Below are 18,031 nucleotides of genomic sequence, written 5' to 3' on the forward strand. Positions count from 1 at the left end.
CCGCGCCCCGACGCCACACGCACCGCCAGTCACTGCCTCTCGCAGCGCGAGCGTGTATACCCCGACTCCGCCAATCGCGCCCTCACGCTCTGCCGCACCATGAACACCCCCGCCCGCCACGCCACCGGCTATCTCGGCCACATCGGCGGGCCCAAGGACCCCGCGCCCATGGACTTCCCCGCCTGTTTCGAGGTCTATCTCGCCGGCCCGTCCGGCCCGCGCTGGTACACGTTCGACGCCCGCCACAACTGCCCCCGCATCGGACGCATCGTCATGGCCCGCGGACGCGACGCCACCGACTGCGCCCTGACGACGAGCTTCGGCGCCGCGATCCTGACGCGGTTCGACGTCCACACCGACGAAGTGCCGGGCGCGGTGGACGCCCTCGCCCGGGCGGCCTGAACCCGGCCTGCGGCCGGATCAGGCGTGTTCGGCCGTTTCCTCGGCCGAGGCCGCGTCGTTGGCTTGGTGGAGGAAGGTGGGATCGAACTCGGCCAGGGCAGCCAGTTCGTCCCAGTTCTCGATCGTCAGGATGCCGCCGCTCAAGGTGACCAGCCCGCGCATCCGCAGCGTCCGCAGGACGCGGTTCAGGTGCACGCTGGTCAGTCCCAGGGCATCGGCCAGCTCGGCCTGCTTGGGCGCGAGCGGGCAGCTCGACCCGCTGGCCAGGCCGACGGCCCTCTGACGGAGATACAGCTCGCAGAAGATGTGGGCAACGCGGCCGAGCGCCTGCCGGCGGCCGAGACTGGTGATGCGCTCGCGGAAGTGGGCCGCATCGATCAGCGTATCGCGCCAGAGGGCGGCGGCGAGCCCCGGATAGTGCTTCGTGACCTGCCGCAGCTCCTCGTGCCCGATGAAGGCGATCGTGCAGGGCGTCAGCGTGGCCAGGTGATGGTCCATCCGGTGCAGGTGCAGGCTCTGCAGATCCGGCATGTCCCCCGCCACGTAGAACGACTGGATCTGCCGTCCGCCCTCCGACAGGGCCGCGTAGCGCGAGACCCATCCCTGGAGCACAAGGCAGCATTGGGTCGGTCGGTCGCCGAAGCCGGCGATGTCGTGGCGGGCCGGCAGGTTCCGGACCGCGTGAGGCAGATTGAGGATGGTGGCGCGTTCGGCCTGCTCGAGCTGCGCGCAGCTATCGAGCTTCCGAACCAGCATCTCCATCGGCGTGTTGTACCCGGTGGGCATCGGACGCTCAGCCTCCGCGCTGCTCGGTTCCGGAACAGCGGCCGTCCTGGTGCCTCACAGATGCCTCCTTGGGATCACGGCGTTGACGCGTCGGATATCCGCGACCGATCCGGCCGCTCTCGTATCGACGGCAGGACGTACAGCGCTCCGGCCTTGACCGGCAAGGCGTCCGCGTCAGCGCGGTTTCCGGCGGTGGTTCGGGACGCAGGACTTCGTCCCGTTGAAGTTTCGGTCCCCGTGTTGTAAGGGAGCCGGGTCTTCCGGACCCGCTCTCGCGCGCACGTCGTCTGTCGCGCCCGCCGAGCCGCCGGACGGATCGCCCTCGTCATCCGTATCGACGCGTCGGCAAGCCGGTTCCATGGACCGGTCGCCTCTCCCGAGAGATCCAGGGAGCGGCCGCGGCGGACAGGGGCGCCTGCAACGCGAGCCGCCGGCGCAACGGGCCTCCGAGGGAGGCCGTTCAGGAGATGGAATGACCGCAGGTACCGCTCTGGGGCACAGCCCGAGCCGCGACGATTTCGCCGCCCTCCTCGAGGAGAGCTTCCTCGAACACGAGATCACCGAAGGGTCCGTCGTCAAGGGTCGCGTCGTCGCGATCGAGAAGGACGTGGCCGTCATCGACATCGGCGCCAAGACGGAAGGCCGTGTCGCGCTCAAGGAATTCACCGGCCCCGGCCGGGAGGGCGAGCTGAAGGTCGGCGACGAGGTCGAGGTCTACGTCGACCGGATCGAGAACGCGCTCGGCGAAGCTGTCATCTCGCGCGACAAGGCGCGCCGCGAGGAGAGCTGGGTCAAGCTCGAGAAGTCGTTCGAGAACAACGACCGCGTCACCGGCACGATCTTCAACCAGGTCAAGGGCGGCTACACGGTCGACCTCGACGGCGCCGTGGCGTTCCTGCCGCGCTCGCAGGTCGACATCCGCCCGGTCCGCGACGTGACCCCGCTGCTCGGCACGCCGCAGCCGTTCCAGATCCTCAAGATGGATCGCCGCCGCGGCAACATCGTCGTGTCGCGCCGCACCGTGCTCGAAGAGAGCCGCGCCGAGCAGCGCTCGGAGCTGGTGGCCAACCTCGAGGAAGGCCAGGTCATCGACGGCGTCGTCAAGAACATCACCGAGTACGGCGCCTTCGTCGATCTCGGCGGCATCGACGGCCTGCTGCACGTCACCGACATGGCGTGGCGCCGCGTGAACCACCCGTCCGAGGTCGTCACCATCGGCCAGACGGTCAAGGTCAAGATCATCAAGATCAACCACGAGACGCACCGCATCTCGCTCGGCATCAAGCAGCTGCTCGCCGATCCGTGGGAGGGCATCGCCGCCCGCTATCCGGAGGGCGCCAAGCTCAAGGGCCGCGTGACCAACATCACCGATTACGGCGCCTTCGTGGAGCTGGAGCCGGGGATCGAGGGCCTGATCCACGTCTCCGAGATGAGCTGGACCAAGAAGAACGTCCATCCGGGCAAGATCGTCTCCACCTCCCAGGAGGTCGAGGTCCAGATCCTGGAGGTCGATCCGGTCAAGCGCCGCATCTCGCTCGGCCTCAAGCAGACCCTACAGAACCCCTGGGAGGGCTTCGCCGAGAGGCACCCGGTCGGGTCCGAGGTCGAGGGTGAGGTCAAGAACAAGACCGAGTTCGGCCTGTTCATCGGCCTCGAAGGCGATGTCGACGGCATGGTGCACCTGTCGGATCTCGACTGGAACCGTCCGGGCGAGCAGGTCATCGAGGAGTACAAGAAGGGCGACATGGTCCGCGCCCAGGTTCTCGACGTCGACGTCGAGAAGGAGCGGATCTCGCTGGGCGTGAAGCAGCTCGGCGGCGACCCCTTCGCCGAGGCCGGCGAGATCAAAAAGGGTCAGATCGTCACCTGCGAGGTCGTCGAGGTGAAGGATTCGGGCGTCGAGGTGAAGATCGTCGATACCGACATGCAGACCTTCGTCCGCCGGGCCGAACTCGCCCGCGACCGCGGCGACCAGCGCCCCGAGCGCTTCGCCACCGGCGAGAAGTTCGACGCCCGCGTCGTGCAGTTCGACCGGAAGGCCCGCCGCGTGCAGGTCTCGATCAAGGCCCTGGAAGTGGCCGAGGAGAAGGAGGCCATGGCCCAGTTCGGCTCCGCCGATTCGGGCGCCTCGCTCGGCGACATCCTGGGCGCGGCCTTCAACAAGAAGCGCACCGACGAGGATTGAGCCCCCTGTCCCTGCCGCCTGGTCGTTCAGCCGGGCGGCGGGTTCGGATCGATCGTAAGAAGACCCGCGCGGGACCTGCATCCCGCGCGGGTTTCTTTTTGTCTCTCCCATCGATGCCCGATCAACTGTCAGGCATGGGCTGAGATCCGACGGTGGCGGATGCGACCCGACAGCCGCGATCCGGTCATTCCGCAGCAAAGCGCGTCGCCTGCCCGCCGAAACGGGGAATGCGCGCAAACTGAGCGCGCCGACTACGAAACGGGCCCGATTGATCCTGCTGCCCCGCGATTCCGCCAAAGCACCGGGGGCGATGAGTCAGCCAGGCCTTTGATTCCACGGTCACAGGGGTTCGCGGAGCGGGCGGTTCGCCGTCGACGCGAGCGGCAATCCCCTTCTCTCAGGCCGCGCCGATTCATCCGGGCAAGTGGTTGCGCGAGATGATCTTGCCTGCGACCAGATTGGCCAAGGCCGAGATCGCACGCCGCCTGGGCGTTCGGCGCCAGACCCTCTTCGATCTGATCGCCGAGCGGCAACCGGTTACGCCTGCCAGGGCGCTCCGCCTGGAGAAGCTGTTCGGCACTGAGGCCGAGTTCTGGCTGGATCTCCAGCGAGCCTACGATCTGCGCCGTCTGGCGGCGCAAATGGCCGAGGAACTGGCGGGAATCGTCGCCCTCTAGGCCCCCTGAGACGACTGCGCTTTCAGGGTTAGGCGAAGCACCGGAATTTCTTCGCGGGCCCCGTATCCACGCCCGCGGTAAATGCTTAGAACACCGGCCTGACCCGGTTCAGATCGGGCGAGCCGAACGAAACCAAGGACTTGCCCGGCGCGGCACGGGGTTGCCGCACCCCGTCCAGGGGTCGCCGGGGGGCTTCAGGGAAAGCGACACGATGGCTGCCGACGCCGAACTGCTGATTGACCGGCGGCGCCTCCGCCGCAAGTTGTCCGTGTGGCGCGTGCTCGGCATCGGCGGCCTCCTCGTGGCAGTCGGCGCCGTGGGCTACCGCGTCCGTACCGGCGCAGAGGGCGGCTTCGCCGTGCAGCCCCAGATCGCCCGCATCTCGGTCTCCGGGTTCATCGCCGGGAGCGAGGCCACCGCCAAGCTGATGAAGCGCGTCGCCGACGCCGATGCGGTCAAGGCCGTCATCGTCTCGATCAACTCGCCGGGCGGCACGACGACGGGCTCGGAGGAGATCTTCCGCAACCTGCGGGCGCTCGCCGCCAAGAAGCCGATCGTCGCCTTCGTGGACGGGACGGCGGCTTCGGGCGCCTACATCACGGCCATCGCGGCCGATCACATCGTGGCGCGCGAGACCAGCCTCGTCGGCTCCATCGGCGTGCTGTTCCAGTACCCGGACGTCTCCGGCCTGCTCGACAAGGTCGGCGTCAAGGTCGAGTCGGTGAAGTCCTCGCCGCTCAAAGCCGAGCCCTCGGGCTTCACGCCGACCTCACCGGAGGCGCGCGCCGCCCTGGCGGCCGTGGTGGGCGACACCTACGCGTGGTTCAAGGGGCTGGTGGCCGAGCGCCGGGGCATGGATGCCGGCCAGCTCGCCTCCGTTTCTGACGGACGGGTCTTCAGCGGCCGCCAGAGTGTGCCCCTGAAGCTCGTGGACGAGCTCGGCAGCGAGCGCCAGGCGGTGGCTTGGCTGGAGAGCGCCCGGGGCGTCTCGAAGGATCTTCCGGTCAAGGATTGGAAGCCTCGGTCGGAGAGCGACTTCTCGCTCTGGTCCGCCGCCGGCATCGGGGCCGATCTGCTGGGGCTCGACGGCCTCGCGTCGCGCCTCCGGACGGTCGGCGCCGAGGCGCAGGCCGCCCGCGGCGGGCTCCTCGCCCTCTGGCGGCCGGAACCCTGAACGGCCGTCCCCACGACGCCCGCCACGATCCTGCGAGAAGACCGGACGCCATGATCAAATCGGAGCTCGTCCTCAAGATCGCCGAGCAGAACCCGCATCTCTACCAGCGTGACGTGGAGATCCTGGTCAACGCGATCCTCGACACCATTTCCGATGCGCTCGCCCGCGGCGACCGGGTGGAGCTGCGCGGCTTCGGCGCCTTCTCGGTGAAGCGCCGGGAGGCGCGCCGGGGACGCAACCCGCGCACCGGTGCCGCCGTTGCCGTGTCAGAGAAGGCGATCCCCGTGTTCAAGACCGGCAAGGAGATGCGTCAGCGCCTCAACGCGGCCGGCATCGGCGAGGCCGCCTCGGCTGCAGAATAGGAAGGAGTCCTGAGCGCGATGATCCGTTTCCTGAAGAGCCTCGTGCTGCTGCCGATCGCCGCTCTGGTGATCCTGCTGGCGGTGGCCAATCGCGCGCCGGTCCGGCTCTCCTTCGATCCATTCAACGCGGACGCGCCGGTCTTCAGCGTGGACCTGCCGCTCTACGCGATCCTGTTCGGGGCGGTGGCGCTGGGGATCGTCGTCGGCGGCATCTTCACGTGGCTCGGCCAGGGCAAGACCCGGGCCCGGGCGCGCCATCACCGCCAGGAGGCCGTGCGCTACGAGCGTGAGGCCACGCGGCTGCGCACCTACGCGCCCGAGAGCGAGGTGCCCGGTCCCTACACGGTCCCGAATACCGGCCGGACGGCGCTCCCGGCCCCGCGTTAGGCTCAGCGCATTCCCCGCGCGGCTGCCACGAACGCCGCGATCCGCCCGGGATCCTTCACGCCCGGCGCCGACTCGACCCCGGAGGAGACATCGACCGCGTTGAGCTTGGTGCGGGCGAGGGCTTCCGGGACGTTGGCCGCGTCGAGCCCCCCGGAGAGCATCGTGCCCTCTGGCAGATCGCGATCCGCGAGGATCGTCCAGTCGAAGCACCGGCCGTTGCCGCCGGGCAGACCTGCATTCGCGGGTGCCTTGGCGTCGAGGAGGATGCGGTCGGCCACCGCCGCGTAAGCGGCAAGCGGGGCGAGATCCGCCGGGACGGCGAGACCGAGCGCCTTCATCACCGGCCGGCCGGTCAGGGCGCGGATCGCGGCGACGCGCTCGGGACTTTCCTGCCCGTGCAGTTGGATCAGATCCGGATCGACCGCCTCGACCACGCCGGCAAGTAGAGCATTGTCCGGATCGACCAGCAGAACCACGCGCTCGGCCCGATCCTTCGCGCGGGACGACAGGGCGGCGGCCCGCGCGAGAGCCACGTGGCGCGGGCTGCGCGGGAAATGCACGAGACCGATCCAATCCACGCCGAGCGCCAGGGCGGCGTCGAGGGTGTCCTCGGTGCTGAGCCCGCAGATCTTGATGCGGGCCGGGGGAATGTTCGCGGCGGCCATGGGCGTCCTATAGCCGATCCGGCGGTCGGGCGCATGCACCCGCTGGCGGAGCGGAATGCACCGCGCGCCACCGCCCCTCAATACAGCGCCGGCAGATAGACGTTCGGGATCGGAAAGCCGCTGAAGACGACCTTGCCGTCGATCAGCCGCAAGGGCGGAAGGTCCTTCAACGGCGTCGCGTCGGCCGGCGCATCGGGCGGCGGGCGGCGGCTCAAGCCCAGCAGGCCACCGACGAGTTGGCCCACGAGCGCGCCGCGATCCGAGCCAAAGCGCTGCCCGACGATGCTGCCCACCAGCGCATCGATGCCCGCGGCCCGGAGGTTGAGCTGGCCGGCCGGCCGGTGGGCCGCGTCGAGGGCCAGCGTACCCGCCGCCTGGACGCGCTGCTGGCCCTTCGCCAGGGAGAACCCCGCGATGTCGAGGGTCCCGCCGGCCTGGCGCCAGCGCTCCAGTTCCCGCGGCACCGGCCCGGTCCGCAGAACGGTCGCCTGGGACAGCGTGGCGTCGAGGGCGAGATCGGCGGGGTCCTGGGTTCCGGTGAGCGCATCGAGCTGCGGGACCTCCGCCCGGGTCAGGCGCAGGCTGACATCCACGGCGCCTTCGGAGGCGTAGCGGCCGGGATCGGGCCGAGCATGCAGTTCGAAATGTTGCCCCGAAACGTCGATCGGCCCGGTTGCCGCGCCCGCAACGGTGACCTTCGGATCGTCGATCACCACCGAGGCCCGGGTAAACCCGTCCGAGGCACCGTGAAAGCTGCCCTGAAGGGCGCGCCAGGACGCGTCGCCCGTCAGGGCGCCCTGCTCGACATGGAACGGACCCTTGCTCTCGAACAGCACGAGGCTCGGCTGATAGACCTGCGCCACCGCGGTGGTCGGCCCGAGGCGGAAGCGGCCGTCCGAGCGCTCGAGCGTCACGGCGCTGCAGCGCAGCTCGATGCGGAAGGGGTATCCAGTCAGACTGCGGTCGGCGCAAGCCCAGGTGCGGCCCGCGGCCGCCTCTCGCGCCATCCAGCTGTCGATCTCGCTGGCCGCCCGGCCGCGGATCCAGAACCAGCCGACGGACCACGCCACCACCACGACGGCGAGGAGGATGTAGGGGAGGAACAGCCCGAGCCGAGAGCGGCGCCTGCCGCCGGGCGGGGCCGTCTGCGCCGCGTTCTCCGGCTGCGTCCGATCCTGCACCATGCGTTCCGCTCCCGCCGTGATCCCGTCAGGGACGCCGCCGCCCCGCCATGAGCCCACGCAAGGGGCGAAACTGGGGCGGTCGCGATCCGGGTCGGCGATTACGCGAAGGGAAACGCGCGGATGAGCCCGTCATCCGTTCAGACCTGAGCCGGCTCCACCGTATCGGCCTTCAGATCGTTCGCGATCGCCGTCCGCTCGGCCTCGGTATCGGCGAGGCGATGCACGTGCATCTCGGTGGCGCCTACGTGCCGGACACGATCCAGCCACGTCCGGCGGAGATGGTCGCGCGGGCTCTCCTTCGAGGTGGCCACCGACACCATCTCGGCGACGCCCGACTCGTCGCGCCGCACCGCGATCACCACGGCCTGCGCCATCTCGTCGAGGTCGAAGCCCCCGGCCGGATGGACCCCGACCACGTAGCGCCGGCCGGAGCGCCCGCGCCAAGCCGAGAGGGGAAGCGCCGGCGCGCCGCGCAGGCCCGCATTCGTCTTAAGACGCTCTTCGCGCACATCCTGCCTCCGGGTGCGATCGTCCTTGAGGTCGCGGAGCGCGGCCGACCAGGACAGGGCTCTTCTGTTCGCCATTTGTTCCAACCTAGCGCGCGATATCCACAGTCGTCAAGGGCGACGTTCCTAAGGCAGGATGTGGGGATGATGTCCGTTATCCACAAGCCGGGACGACGGACATGCACCGGCGTGAACGCCTCAGCGGCGGGGTGCGGCCGCAGCCGGCGCCTCGGCGGACGGGACGGGATGGCCCGCCGCCGCGAGGCTCTGCAATCCGCCATCCACCAGGGCGTTCGAGGCCGATTCGAGGCGCTCCTGTGCCAGGGTCTGAAACTCCTGCCGGGGCAGGCCGGGCGGGATGGTCGGCAGGAACTCGATGACGGCGGTCCCGGGCCGGCGGACGACGCTGTTGCGCGACCAGAACAGGCCGGTGTTCAGCGCCACCGGCAGGCAGGGCACCTGCAGCGCCGTGTAGAGGTGGGACAACCCCTGCTTGTAAGCCGGCTCCGCCCCCACCGCGCGGCGGGTGCCTTCCGGGAAAATGATCAGCTGGCGGTCCTGCCGGATCGCTTCCGCGGCGGCGGCATTCATCAGGCCCATGGCCCGGCTGCCCTTGGACCGGTCGATCGCCACCATGCCGCTGCGCGACAGGTACCAGCCGATCAGCGGGATGAGGAGCAGTTCGCGCTTCAGGATGTAGGCGAAGTTCGGCAGTACCGTACAGAGCGCCAGGGTCTCCAGGGCCGACTGGTGCTTGGCCGCCACCAGCAGCGGCCCCGGCGGGATGTTCTCCAGACCGCGGAACTCGACCCGGGTGCCGGCGACCGTTCGCAGCAGCCAGAGGGTGATCCGCGCCCACAGGCGCGCAAGTCGCAGCACCGCCGGCCCGGAGACCAGCGTCGGCAGGCCGGCGACCGCCAGGACCGTCGTGGCGGCGTAGAAGCAGATGTTGAAGGCCAGGGAGCGCAGGGCGAGCATCGGAATCCGGAACGTGAGGGCCTTCCTGTAGCGCGCCCGGCCGCTCTCAGCCAATCCGGGTTTCCATAGGGCTACGCCCTTTCGCAACCATGGCTCGGGCTGCCTGTGCGACGCCGATCAAACGGTTCGGTCGTCCCGGGCAAGGCCTGCCCCGCGGCCGGCGATCAGCCAGTAGACGAGTCCGGCACTCGCGCCGACGACGAACAGGATCAGCGTCAGCCGCGCCTCGGCGGCCAGCAGCCCCGAATGCCGGCCGGCCTCGCCGGAGCGGAGCGCTCCGCGGGTGAGCCAGGGGAGGGCGGCGGTCAGCGCACCGCAGCCGGCGCCGTACCAGAGCAGGCCCCGCCGCCCCAGAAGCTCGCCGCAGAGCCCCACCAGGGCCGACGGCGCGACCAGCAACACGAACAGCGCCTGGGCGAGACCGGCGACGAATAGGACGAGCCCCTCCGGCGGCAGCCCGGCCGAGAGGTCGGACAGGGCCATGTCGAGGCCCGCCAGCGCCCCACCGGTCAGCCAAGCCTGCGCGGCCGGATCGACGAGGAGCGCCATCACGAGGACGGCGAAGCCCGCCGGGACGGCGAAGAGAAGGGCGAAGGCCCCGAGGAACAGGCGGCCGAGGGCGTGCATACGGCAAGCCTCTACACCGCGCCTGCCCGCCCGTCGCGCGAAAGCCGCGCCCGATCCGCCCGGATCGAACGCGGCTTCCAGCCTGCGAAGCGGTGCGTCAGCCGTGGGCGGAGGCTGCGCCGCCGTGGTCGCCGGGGGTGTGCTTCTTCCGGAACCGGCCGAGCCAGAGCGAGAAGCGGCGGATCACCACGTAGAAGACCGGCGTCAGGAACAGGCCGAAGAAGGTCGCGCCGATCATCCCGAAGAACACCGCGGTCCCCAGCGCCTGACGCATCTCGGCGCCGGGGCCGGTGGCGATCACCAGCGGCAGCGTTCCCAGGATGAACGCGAAGGCGGTCATCAGGATCGGGCGCAGGCGCAGGCGACAGGCCTCCACCGCCGCCTCGACCGGGCCGCGATGCTCCCGCTGCTCGATGTCGTGGGCGAACTCCACGATCAGGATCGCGTTCTTGGCAGCCAAGCCGATGAGCACGATCAGGCCGATCTGGGTCAGGATGTTGTTGTCCTGCCCCCGGAACTGCACGCCCGCGAGCGCCGCCAGCACGCCGGTCGGCACCACCAGCAGGATCGCCAGCGGCAGCGCCCAGGATTCGTACTGCGCGGCGAGCACGAGGAAGACCAGCAGCACGCCCAAGGCGAAGACCGCGCCGGCGGTGCCGCTCGCCGCCTTCTGCTGGTAGGCGATCTCGGTCCAGTCGTAGGAGTAGCCGTCGGGGAGATTCTTCTTGGCGATCTGCTCCATGGCGTCGAGCGCCTGACCGGTCGAAACACCGGGCTTGGCGACGCCCTGGACCGGGACCGAGTAGTACAGGTTGAACCGCTGCACGATCTGCGGACCGGTCACGTCGCGCACGGAGGCGAGCGTGCCCATCGGCACCAGGGCGCCGGTGGAGGAGCGCACCTTGATCTGCGAGATGTCCTGCACCGAGGTGCGGAACGCCGCGTCGCCCTGCAGGCGCACCTGATAGATGCGGCCCAGCGTGTTGAAGTCGTTGACGTAGGTGCCGCCGAGATCCGCCTGGACCGACGAGAACACGTTGGCGAGCGGCACGTTCAGCATCCGCGCGATGGTGCGGTCGATGTCGAGGAAGAGCTGCGGCGTCGAGTTGTCAAAGGTCGTGAAGACGCGCTGCACGTCCGCGCTCTGGTTCGCCTGACCGATCACCGCGCCCGCGGCGGCCATCAGCGGGCCGATGTCCGACGATTGGCGGCTCTCGATCTGCATCTTGAAGCCGCCGCCGTTGCCAAGGCCGCGGACCGGCGGGGGCGGGATCACGATGACCCGGGCCTCCTGGATGTCCGACGTGGCCTTCAGCACCTCGCCCGTGATCACCCCGGCGCTGCGCCCCTCGGCAGCGCGCTCCTTCGCACCGGTGAGGGTGAGGAACATCACGCCGGCATTGGTGGTGTTGGTGAAGGTCGCCCCGTCGAAGCCGGCGATGATGACCGCGTTGGCGACGCCCTTCACCGTCCGCGCTTGCTTGGCGGCGCGCAGGATCACGTCCGTCGTGCGGTCGAGGGAAGCGCCGGAGGGGAGCTGGACCACGCCGATCAGGTAGCCCTGGTCCTGGTCGGGAATGAAGCCCGTCGGCGTGGTCTGCGCGAGGTGGAGCGTGCCGGCGATCACCGCGGCGTAGACCAGCAGCATGACGCCGAGGCCGACGATCCCGCCGGTGAGCACCCGGATGGTCCGGCCGTAGGCGTTCGAGGTCGCGTCGAAGGCGCGGTTGAAGCCGTTGGCCAGCCAGGCCACGAACCGCGTCAGGAAGAATTTTGGCTCCTTGCGGGCATGGTGGGGCACCAGCAGCAGCTTGCAGAGCGCCGGCGACAGGGTCAGCGAGTTGAAGGCCGAGATCAGCGTCGAGGCCGCGATGGTCAGCGCGAACTGCTTGTAGAACTGGCCCGAGATGCCCGGGATGAACGCGGTCGGCACGAACACCGCGGCCAGCACCAGCGCGATCGCGATGACCGCGCCGCCGACCTCATCCATGGTCTTGTGCGCGGCGTCGCCCGGCGACAGGCCCTCGGCCATGTTGCGCTCGACGTTCTCCACCACCACGATCGCGTCGTCGACCACGATGCCGATGGCGAGCACCAGCCCGAACAGGGTCAGGTTGTTGAGCGAGAAGCCGAACCCCGCCATCGCCGCGAAGGTGCCGATCAGCGAGACCGGGATCGCGATGACCGGGATCAGGGCCGTGCGCCAGCTCTGCAGGAACACCAGCACCACGATGACCACGAGGCCGACCGCCTCGAACAGGGTCTTGTAGACCTCCTGGATCGACTCCTCGATAAACTCGGTCGGGTTGTAGGCGATGCGGTACTCGACGTCCGGCGGGAAGTTCTTCTTGACGACCTCCATCACCTTCTTGACCGACGCCGCGGCGTCCAGCGCGTTGGTGCCGGGCCGCTGGAACGCGCCGATGCCGACCGCCGGCGTGTCGTTGAGGTAGGAGTTCGTCGTGTAATCCTTCTGGCCCATCTCGACGCGGGCGATGTCCTTCACCCGGACGAGGCGCCCGTCCTGCGCCTTGATGATCACCTCGGCGAACTGCTCGGGCGTCTTGAAGCGCGCCTGCGACTGCACGACGAGCTGGAACGCCTCGCTGGGCGCGGCCGGCGGCCCGTTGAGCTGGCCGGCCGCCACCTGCACGTTCTGCTCCTGCAGCGCCGTGGTGACGTCGGTGACCGAGAGGCCGTAGGCGGCGAGCTTGTTGGGATCGACCCAGATACGCTCGGCATACTCGTTGCCGCCGAAGATCGTGATGTCGCCGACGCCGTCGAGGCGCAGCAGCTCGTCGCGGATGTTCAGGTAGATGTAGTTGGCGAGGTAGTTCTGGTCGTAGGTCTTGTTCGGCGAGAGCAGGTGCACGACCAGCATCAGGTCGGGCGACGCCTTGCGCACGGTGACGCCGAGGTTGCGCACGTCCGGCGGCAGGCGTGGCTGGGCGACCGAGAGCCGGTTCTGCACCAGCACGTTGGCGATATCGAGGTTGGTGCCGACCTTGAAGGTCACGGTCAGCAGCATGTTGCCGTCGTTGGTCGACAACGACGTCATGTAGAGCATGTTGTCGACGCCGTTGACCTCCTGCTCGATCGGCGTCGCGATCGTGGCCGCCACGGTCTCGGCGTTGGCGCCGGGATAGGAGGCGCGCACTGTCACGGTCGGCGGCACGATCTCGGGATATTGCGAGACCGGCAGGCTCTCGTAGGCCACGAAGCCGAGGATCAGGAACACGATCGACGTGACGGACGCGAAGATCGGTCTGTCGACGAAGAAATGGGCGAAACGCATCGGTCAAACCTCTGAGGCCCGCCGGTCACCCGGCCGGGGCCCTGCGTCGTCGGTGCGGGGCGCGCCGCGGGGCGCGCGCGAAGGCAGTGCCAGCGAGCCGATCGGGCTCACGTCTTGCTCGGCGGCAGCTCGATCGTGTCGGGCGCCACCTTCGCGCCCGGCCGCACCCGCGAAGTGCCGTTGACCACGACCATCTCGTCACCCTTCAGCCCGGACTGGATCACCCGGTAGCCGTCGACCTTCGGGCCGAGCACCACGTCCTTCTGCTGGATGACATTCTCGGGCCCGACGACGTAGACGATCCGCTTGTCCTGGTTGGCGGCCACCGCATCGTCGGGGATCAGAATGCCCTGGAACGGCTTGGTCGCCGGCATCGAGACGATGCCGAACAGACCCGGCTTGATGAACAGGTCGCTGTTGGGGACGGTCGCGCGCAGCAGGATCGTGCCGGTTGCGTTGTCGACGCGGTTGTCGACGAAGTCGAGGGTGCCCTTGCGGGTCGGCTTCGGCTCGCCGGACAGCGCGATCAGGATCGGGACGCCCTTGCCCTGCTGGGTCTGGCCCATGCCGATGCCGAGGCTGGTCTGGTATTTCAGGAACGCCTTCTCGTCGACCGTGTAGCTGAAGTAGATCGGGTCGAGCGACACGATCGTGGTCAGCATCGTCTGGTCGGCGCTGACGATGTTGCCCTCGGTCACCAGCCGGCGGCTGATCCGGCCGTTGATCGGCGCCTTCACCTCGCTGAAGTCGAAGTTGAGCTGCGCGTTGTTGAGCGCCGCCTGGGCGCTGTCGACGTCGGCCTGGGCGGTCTGCGAGGCCTGACGGCGCTGGTCGGTGACCTGCTCGGAGATGTTGCCGCTGCGGGACAGGGTCTGCGCGCGTTCCAGATCGGTCTGCGAGAAGGATTGGCGCGCCTTGGCGGAGGCCAGGGCGGCTTGCGCCTGCTCCAGGGCCGCCTTGTAGGGCCGCCGGTCGATGACGAACAGGACGTCGCCCTTCTTCACGGTCTGGCCGTCGACGAAATTGATTTTCTCAAGATATCCGGTAACGCGGGCACGGACCTCGACGTATTCGATCGCGTCGAAGCGGCCGGTATACTGGTCCTGCTCGATGATCTCGCGCACGACGGGTTTCGCCACCGTGATCTTCGGCGGCGGGCCGCCCGGCGCCTGGGCCTGCGCCGGCGTCGCGAGGGGCCCCGCGGTGAGGCCGACGGCCAGTCCGGAGAGCACGGTGAGAAGGCTGGGAAGCCGGCTGCGCATCGGGTCCTGCTGTCCATTGGCCGACCGACGGTCGCGCCGAGCTTGACGATAGTTCCGCCGCTGACGCGCCGTAACCCGCGCGCAACGATGTTGCTTGTGCGCGGGCGCACATGGCGGTCCAACCCCTGGATCGATCCGGCGCCCTACGCGATCGCTTCGCCCGCGCCGTACCAATCCTTGAACCCGCCCTTGTAGTGGCGGGTGATATCGACGCCGGCCTGCTGCGCCGCCATCAGCGCGTGAACCGACCGGACCCCGGAGGCGCAGGAAAAGACGGGCAGTCGCCCATCCTCGGCCACCAGGGCGGCCACCTCCTGCGGATCGAAGCTTGAGAGCGGATGGGAGACAGACCCGGGGATATGTCCAGCGCTGTATTCGTTCGGTTCTCGCACATCGATGAGCAGCATCGAGCCGTCGTCAAGCCCGCGCTTGACGGTATCGCGATCGAGGTCGACCACCTGCATCGGCAGGATCTCCGTTCTGCCCGAATGGGTTCAGCCTGTCGGACTGACGCTTTTCCATATTCGTCAGGCCGGAGCCGTGCAACTCGCCGCGCCTGGGGAGCGGAACGCGGTCGCCGTCAGAGGGCTGCCAGGGTCGGCCCGATGGCGTCGAAATGGGCGGCCCAGGTCGGTGGACCGTAGCTGTCGAGACGGCCAGCGAGATCCCGCCGCACGGGCGAGGCGGGCTCCGAGAGGGCCTCGATCGCCGCGATCCAGCCGGGGCCGTCGAGGGGATCGCGGAACAGCGCGAAACCCTCGGCGATCTCTCGATGGACCGGAATGTCGGAGGCCACCACCGGCAGCCCCGAGGCGGCCGCCTCCACCAGGGGGATCCCGTAACCCTCGGTGAAGGATGGCATCAGCAGCGCCGTGCAGCTGCGCATCAGCGCCGCGAGTCCATGCGTCGACAGGCCGGTCGCCTCGATGGTGTGGACGCGCACGCCCGGGCACCGATCCAGCATGTCGATGGCGCTCTCGGCCTCCCAGCCCCGGCGTCCGACGACGACAAGCCGCGGCGTGGCGGCGCCGTGGCTCTCCGCCAGATGCCGCCAGACCTGGAACAGGAGCAGATGATTCTTGCGCGACTCGATCGTGCCGCAGACCAGGAAGGTCGGCCGATCGGGCTCGAAGCGCGGTCCGGCGCGCCCGAAGGCGGGCTCGACGCCGAGATGGCCCACCGCCACCGGCGGCCGCCCGAACCCTTCCGCGGCCAGATAATCGAGGGTGCGATGCCCGGTGTCGGCCGAATTCACCAGGACGGCGGCGGCGTGCCGACCGATGGTGCGCAGACGCGCCCGGTGCCGCTCGGCCTCGCCGGCGCGGCCGTATTCGGGATGGGTGATCGGGATCAGGTCATGAACGAAGAAGACGGCGCGCACGTCCCGTCGGGTGTAGAGCCAGTCGAAGCGCCGGGGATCGTCGAGCCGCAGGTGCGACGTGTGCAGATACAGCGCGTCCCGGGGGAGCGCCGCGACCGGGCGGCCGCGCAGGGCGATCTCGGCCGCCGTCCGGGCCTGGATCCGGCGTCGTCTCCCGGTGCCGATCCGCGGCGCAGTCGCTCCGGCGACGGGCGCGAGCCCGGGGGCGCCGCACCGCGACGCCAGTTGGCGGTAGACCGGATCGTCGGGCGCCTCCCGGTCCTCGACCCAGCCGGCGGCCACCGCCTCGACGATCGCGAGCGCCTGAGCCCGGTTGAGGACGCGCGGCCCGAACGCCGTGGAGACGAGGCCGACGCCGTCCGCGGCTGAGCCCAGGAACGCGCGGGCATAGGCGAGATCGACGCGGTCGATTCCCGACGGGCTGGCGTGGCGCAGGCGCGTGACGAGGCGCGTGAGATCGAAGGCGATCGGTCGGTCGGTCATGAACCTTGTATGGTGTCGGGGACGCGCGCATCCCGTAGCGGCCGATCGCGGCGCGCGCCAGCGTTTCCGGGTTCAAGGGGCCGGCGCGAAGGGGTTGCACGGGCGCTCCGCGACGGCTAATAGCCCTGGGCCCTAGCGGCGTCGGAGTGTAGCGCAGCCCGGTAGCGCACCTGTCTGGGGGACAGGGGGTCGTCGGTTCAAGTCCGGCCACTCCGACCATTTCTTGAACAGGCCACAACCCGTCAGTTCACGCGGGATTGAAGTCTGAACTTCGACTTACGCGTTGTGACGGCGCTGCGCCGAACCGCGCAGTTGTCTCCTTCTGTGGCGGCTGGCCTTCGAACTCTATCGGTCGCGCACGCTCTCCAGCAACCATGTCGACCCTGGATTGCGATTAGGAGCGGGTTACGCCCACACGACGTACGGCCGCAGCGCGTGCCGCGAGATTTCGGTCGAACCGGCGCCGATCCCACCGCCAAGTCGGTGAGACAGGCGCGGCTACTCGTCGAGGGAGTTGGCGGGGACCGGGCCGGTCGCGGCGGCGGTGATCGTCACCGCGCCGGCCGCTTGCCGCAGTTCGTACCGGGCGATGCCGTCCGCGAGCTTGACCAGACAAGCCAGCAGCAGCCCGAGCAGCAGGCAACGGCGAAGGGTGAGCGCGGGGATCAGCATTGAGGGCGCCTCGGGGAGACGGCTGCACGGTATCCGAGCCGATGCGCGCTGGCTGCCGCGGAGAAAGCACAGCCGCGTGCAATGAGAGCGGCCGCGCCGTGGCGGACGTTCGGCAAGCTTAAGGCTGGGTGCCCGTCGCGGTGCAAATGTGCCGCAACGGCGTGTTACGAACCGGAATGCGCCGATGTCACGAACCGCGCGATGTCGTCCGCCGTCGGGGCCTGAACGCTGAACGGGAAGCTCAAAGACCGGACGATCGCGCCGTGGCCGAGCCCCGGGTAGATGTGGGTCTGCGGATGATCCTGGCCGCCCTGCAACCGATCCGCGAGTGCGACCGTTCCGGACGGCCGCACGTCCCGATCCTCAGCGCCGGTCAGCAGCAGCAGCGCCGGGTGATGCCCGGCCGCGTGATTGATCGGCTGCATCGCGGGATCGGCGCCCGAGAAGACCTGCTTGTCCAGGGGATCGGTCAGCGCGGAGGTCGCATAGGGCCCGGCCAGCCCGACGATGCCGGCGAGGTCGTCGGGGCTGGAGCCGGCCCGCTCCAGCCACGTGGCGTCGAGCCCCAGCATGGCCGCAGCCCAGGCGCCGGACGAGTGGCCCGCCACCACGACGCCGTGCGGATCGCCCCCGAACTCGGACGCGTGGCCGATCGTCCAGGCGATTGCGGCGGCGTTGTCGGCTAGGATATCCGACAGGCCGACCGCCGGGACGTGCCGATACTCGGGGATCACCACGACGAAGCCCCGCCGCGCGAACGCGGCGCCGACATAGGCCACGTCCGCCTTCGAGCCGTTACGCCAGCCGCCGCCGTAGAGGAACACCATCACCGGGCTTGGACCGGACGCGTTCGGCCGGTAGATGTCGGCTTGATGCCCATCCCCGGCGGCGTAGGCCACGTTCGCATCGACGTGGACTTCGACCGGGGCCAGCAGGTTCAGGACCACCAGGGTCGCGCTGACGAGCTTGTCGCAGAGATAGCCTAACATCACTCGGTCCGTTGCG

General features: G+C 69.4%; 17 protein-coding genes, 1 tRNA gene and 1 pseudogene. 7 read left to right on the forward strand and 12 right to left on the reverse strand.

All coding sequences use genetic code 11. From position 1 onward, the window contains the following. Nucleotides 1–402: pseudogene (locus MKK75_RS26670) on the forward strand (transglutaminase family protein); the annotation flags it as partial. An 18-nt stretch (nt 403–420) separates the two neighbouring features. Here MKK75_RS26670 and MKK75_RS26675 read toward each other — a convergent pair. After that, nucleotides 421–1,188, reverse strand: a complete 768-nt coding sequence (locus MKK75_RS26675) for a Crp/Fnr family transcriptional regulator (RefSeq protein ID WP_244045503.1) — start codon at nt 1,186–1,188, stop codon at nt 421–423. A 472-nt stretch (nt 1,189–1,660) separates the two neighbouring features. Here MKK75_RS26675 and rpsA point away from each other — a divergent pair, with 472 nt between their 5' ends. From rpsA to MKK75_RS26700, 5 genes are all read left to right on the forward strand, one after another. Next, nucleotides 1,661–3,373 carry a 30S ribosomal protein S1 gene (rpsA, locus tag MKK75_RS26680; protein WP_244045504.1) on the forward strand — a complete coding sequence of 571 codons (1,713 nt, stop codon included), beginning with the start codon at nt 1,661–1,663 and terminating at the stop codon, nt 3,371–3,373. Nucleotides 3,374–3,810: 437 nt separating this feature from the next. Beyond that, nucleotides 3,811–4,050, forward strand: a complete 240-nt coding sequence (locus tag MKK75_RS26685) for a HigA family addiction module antitoxin (RefSeq protein WP_244045572.1) — start codon at nt 3,811–3,813, stop codon at nt 4,048–4,050. Between the two features lie 211 nt (nt 4,051–4,261). Then, complete coding sequence (sppA, locus tag MKK75_RS26690; protein ID WP_244045505.1) at nt 4,262–5,224, forward strand: signal peptide peptidase SppA; 963 nt, start codon at nt 4,262–4,264, stop codon at nt 5,222–5,224. A gap of 50 nt (nt 5,225–5,274) precedes the next feature. Further along, entirely contained in the window at nt 5,275–5,586 is a 312-nt protein-coding gene (locus tag MKK75_RS26695) for an integration host factor subunit beta (RefSeq protein ID WP_244045506.1), read from the forward strand. An 18-nt stretch (nt 5,587–5,604) separates the two neighbouring features. Further along, nucleotides 5,605–5,973 carry a LapA family protein gene (locus MKK75_RS26700; RefSeq protein WP_244045507.1) on the forward strand — a complete coding sequence of 123 codons (369 nt, stop codon included), beginning with the start codon at nt 5,605–5,607 and terminating at the stop codon, nt 5,971–5,973. A gap of 2 nt (nt 5,974–5,975) precedes the next feature. Here MKK75_RS26700 and MKK75_RS26705 read toward each other — a convergent pair whose 3' ends face one another. The 9 genes from MKK75_RS26705 to MKK75_RS26745 all read right to left on the reverse strand — a co-directional run bounded on the left by MKK75_RS26705 (nt 5,976) and on the right by MKK75_RS26745 (nt 16,354). Then, on the reverse strand, nt 5,976–6,638 hold the full coding sequence (locus tag MKK75_RS26705; protein WP_244045508.1) for a phosphoribosylanthranilate isomerase: 663 nt from the start codon (nt 6,636–6,638) through the stop codon (nt 5,976–5,978). Nucleotides 6,639–6,715: 77 nt separating this feature from the next. Beyond that, nucleotides 6,716–7,822 carry a DUF2125 domain-containing protein gene (locus tag MKK75_RS26710; protein ID WP_244045509.1) on the reverse strand — a complete coding sequence of 369 codons (1,107 nt, stop codon included), beginning with the start codon at nt 7,820–7,822 and terminating at the stop codon, nt 6,716–6,718. 137 nt (nt 7,823–7,959) lie between these two features. Continuing rightward, nucleotides 7,960–8,406, reverse strand: coding sequence for a hypothetical protein (locus MKK75_RS26715; RefSeq protein ID WP_244045510.1), 447 nt, complete (start codon nt 8,404–8,406; stop codon nt 7,960–7,962). A 120-nt stretch (nt 8,407–8,526) separates the two neighbouring features. Continuing rightward, nucleotides 8,527–9,306, reverse strand: coding sequence for a lysophospholipid acyltransferase family protein (locus tag MKK75_RS26720; protein ID WP_244045573.1), 780 nt, complete (start codon nt 9,304–9,306; stop codon nt 8,527–8,529). Between the two features lie 117 nt (nt 9,307–9,423). Then, the gene (locus MKK75_RS26725; RefSeq protein ID WP_244045511.1) at nt 9,424–9,933 is read right to left on the reverse strand and encodes a hypothetical protein; all 510 of its coding nucleotides are present in this window, start codon (nt 9,931–9,933) and stop codon (nt 9,424–9,426) included. Nucleotides 9,934–10,030: 97 nt separating this feature from the next. Next, nucleotides 10,031–13,228 (reverse strand): efflux RND transporter permease subunit, encoded by a 3,198-nt coding sequence (locus MKK75_RS26730; protein ID WP_244045512.1) that lies wholly within the window; start codon nt 13,226–13,228, stop codon nt 10,031–10,033. Between the two features lie 107 nt (nt 13,229–13,335). Beyond that, nucleotides 13,336–14,490, reverse strand: coding sequence for an efflux RND transporter periplasmic adaptor subunit (locus tag MKK75_RS26735; protein WP_244045513.1), 1,155 nt, complete (start codon nt 14,488–14,490; stop codon nt 13,336–13,338). 143 nt (nt 14,491–14,633) lie between these two features. Further along, the gene (locus MKK75_RS26740) at nt 14,634–14,954 is read right to left on the reverse strand and encodes a rhodanese-like domain-containing protein (RefSeq protein ID WP_244045514.1); all 321 of its coding nucleotides are present in this window, start codon (nt 14,952–14,954) and stop codon (nt 14,634–14,636) included. A gap of 116 nt (nt 14,955–15,070) precedes the next feature. Beyond that, nucleotides 15,071–16,354 (reverse strand): glycosyltransferase family 4 protein, encoded by a 1,284-nt coding sequence (locus MKK75_RS26745; protein WP_244045515.1) that lies wholly within the window; start codon nt 16,352–16,354, stop codon nt 15,071–15,073. A gap of 142 nt (nt 16,355–16,496) precedes the next feature. On the opposite strand from MKK75_RS26745, the gene MKK75_RS26750 reads away from it, so the two are divergent. Further along, nucleotides 16,497–16,573: transfer RNA gene (locus tag MKK75_RS26750), tRNA-Pro, on the forward strand. Between the two features lie 279 nt (nt 16,574–16,852). Here the strand turns inward: MKK75_RS26750 and MKK75_RS26755 are convergent. Further along, nucleotides 16,853–17,026 carry a hypothetical protein gene (locus tag MKK75_RS26755; RefSeq protein WP_244045516.1) on the reverse strand — a complete coding sequence of 58 codons (174 nt, stop codon included), beginning with the start codon at nt 17,024–17,026 and terminating at the stop codon, nt 16,853–16,855. Nucleotides 17,027–17,190: 164 nt separating this feature from the next. Then, the gene (locus MKK75_RS26760) at nt 17,191–18,015 is read right to left on the reverse strand and encodes an alpha/beta hydrolase (RefSeq protein ID WP_244045517.1); all 825 of its coding nucleotides are present in this window, start codon (nt 18,013–18,015) and stop codon (nt 17,191–17,193) included. Between the last annotated feature and the right edge of the window lie 16 nt (nt 18,016–18,031).

The organism is Methylobacterium sp. J-030 (assembly GCF_022829545.1).
Taxonomy (GTDB): domain Bacteria; phylum Pseudomonadota; class Alphaproteobacteria; order Rhizobiales; family Beijerinckiaceae; genus Methylobacterium.

Bases quoted from the DNA above. Each gene is read 5' to 3' on its own strand.
- MKK75_RS26675 (WP_244045503.1), bottom strand. From the start codon at position 1,188: ATGCCCACCGGGTACAACACGCCGATGGAGATGCTGGTTCGGAAGCTC.
- rpsA (WP_244045504.1), top strand. From the start codon at position 1,661: ATGACCGCAGGTACCGCTCTGGGGCACAGCCCGAGCCGCGACGATTTC.
- MKK75_RS26685 (WP_244045572.1), top strand. From the start codon at position 3,811: ATGATCTTGCCTGCGACCAGATTGGCCAAGGCCGAGATCGCACGCCGC.
- sppA (WP_244045505.1), top strand. From the start codon at position 4,262: ATGGCTGCCGACGCCGAACTGCTGATTGACCGGCGGCGCCTCCGCCGC.
- MKK75_RS26695 (WP_244045506.1), top strand. From the start codon at position 5,275: ATGATCAAATCGGAGCTCGTCCTCAAGATCGCCGAGCAGAACCCGCAT.
- MKK75_RS26700 (WP_244045507.1), top strand. From the start codon at position 5,605: ATGATCCGTTTCCTGAAGAGCCTCGTGCTGCTGCCGATCGCCGCTCTG.
- MKK75_RS26705 (WP_244045508.1), bottom strand. From the start codon at position 6,638: ATGGCCGCCGCGAACATTCCCCCGGCCCGCATCAAGATCTGCGGGCTC.
- MKK75_RS26710 (WP_244045509.1), bottom strand. From the start codon at position 7,822: ATGGTGCAGGATCGGACGCAGCCGGAGAACGCGGCGCAGACGGCCCCG.
- MKK75_RS26715 (WP_244045510.1), bottom strand. From the start codon at position 8,406: ATGGCGAACAGAAGAGCCCTGTCCTGGTCGGCCGCGCTCCGCGACCTC.
- MKK75_RS26720 (WP_244045573.1), bottom strand. From the start codon at position 9,306: ATGCTCGCCCTGCGCTCCCTGGCCTTCAACATCTGCTTCTACGCCGCC.
- MKK75_RS26725 (WP_244045511.1), bottom strand. From the start codon at position 9,933: ATGCACGCCCTCGGCCGCCTGTTCCTCGGGGCCTTCGCCCTTCTCTTC.
- MKK75_RS26730 (WP_244045512.1), bottom strand. From the start codon at position 13,228: ATGCGTTTCGCCCATTTCTTCGTCGACAGACCGATCTTCGCGTCCGTC.
- MKK75_RS26735 (WP_244045513.1), bottom strand. From the start codon at position 14,490: ATGCGCAGCCGGCTTCCCAGCCTTCTCACCGTGCTCTCCGGACTGGCC.
- MKK75_RS26740 (WP_244045514.1), bottom strand. From the start codon at position 14,954: ATGCAGGTGGTCGACCTCGATCGCGATACCGTCAAGCGCGGGCTTGAC.
- MKK75_RS26745 (WP_244045515.1), bottom strand. From the start codon at position 16,354: ATGACCGACCGACCGATCGCCTTCGATCTCACGCGCCTCGTCACGCGC.
- MKK75_RS26755 (WP_244045516.1), bottom strand. From the start codon at position 17,026: ATGCTGATCCCCGCGCTCACCCTTCGCCGTTGCCTGCTGCTCGGGCTG.
- MKK75_RS26760 (WP_244045517.1), bottom strand. From the start codon at position 18,015: ATGTTAGGCTATCTCTGCGACAAGCTCGTCAGCGCGACCCTGGTGGTC.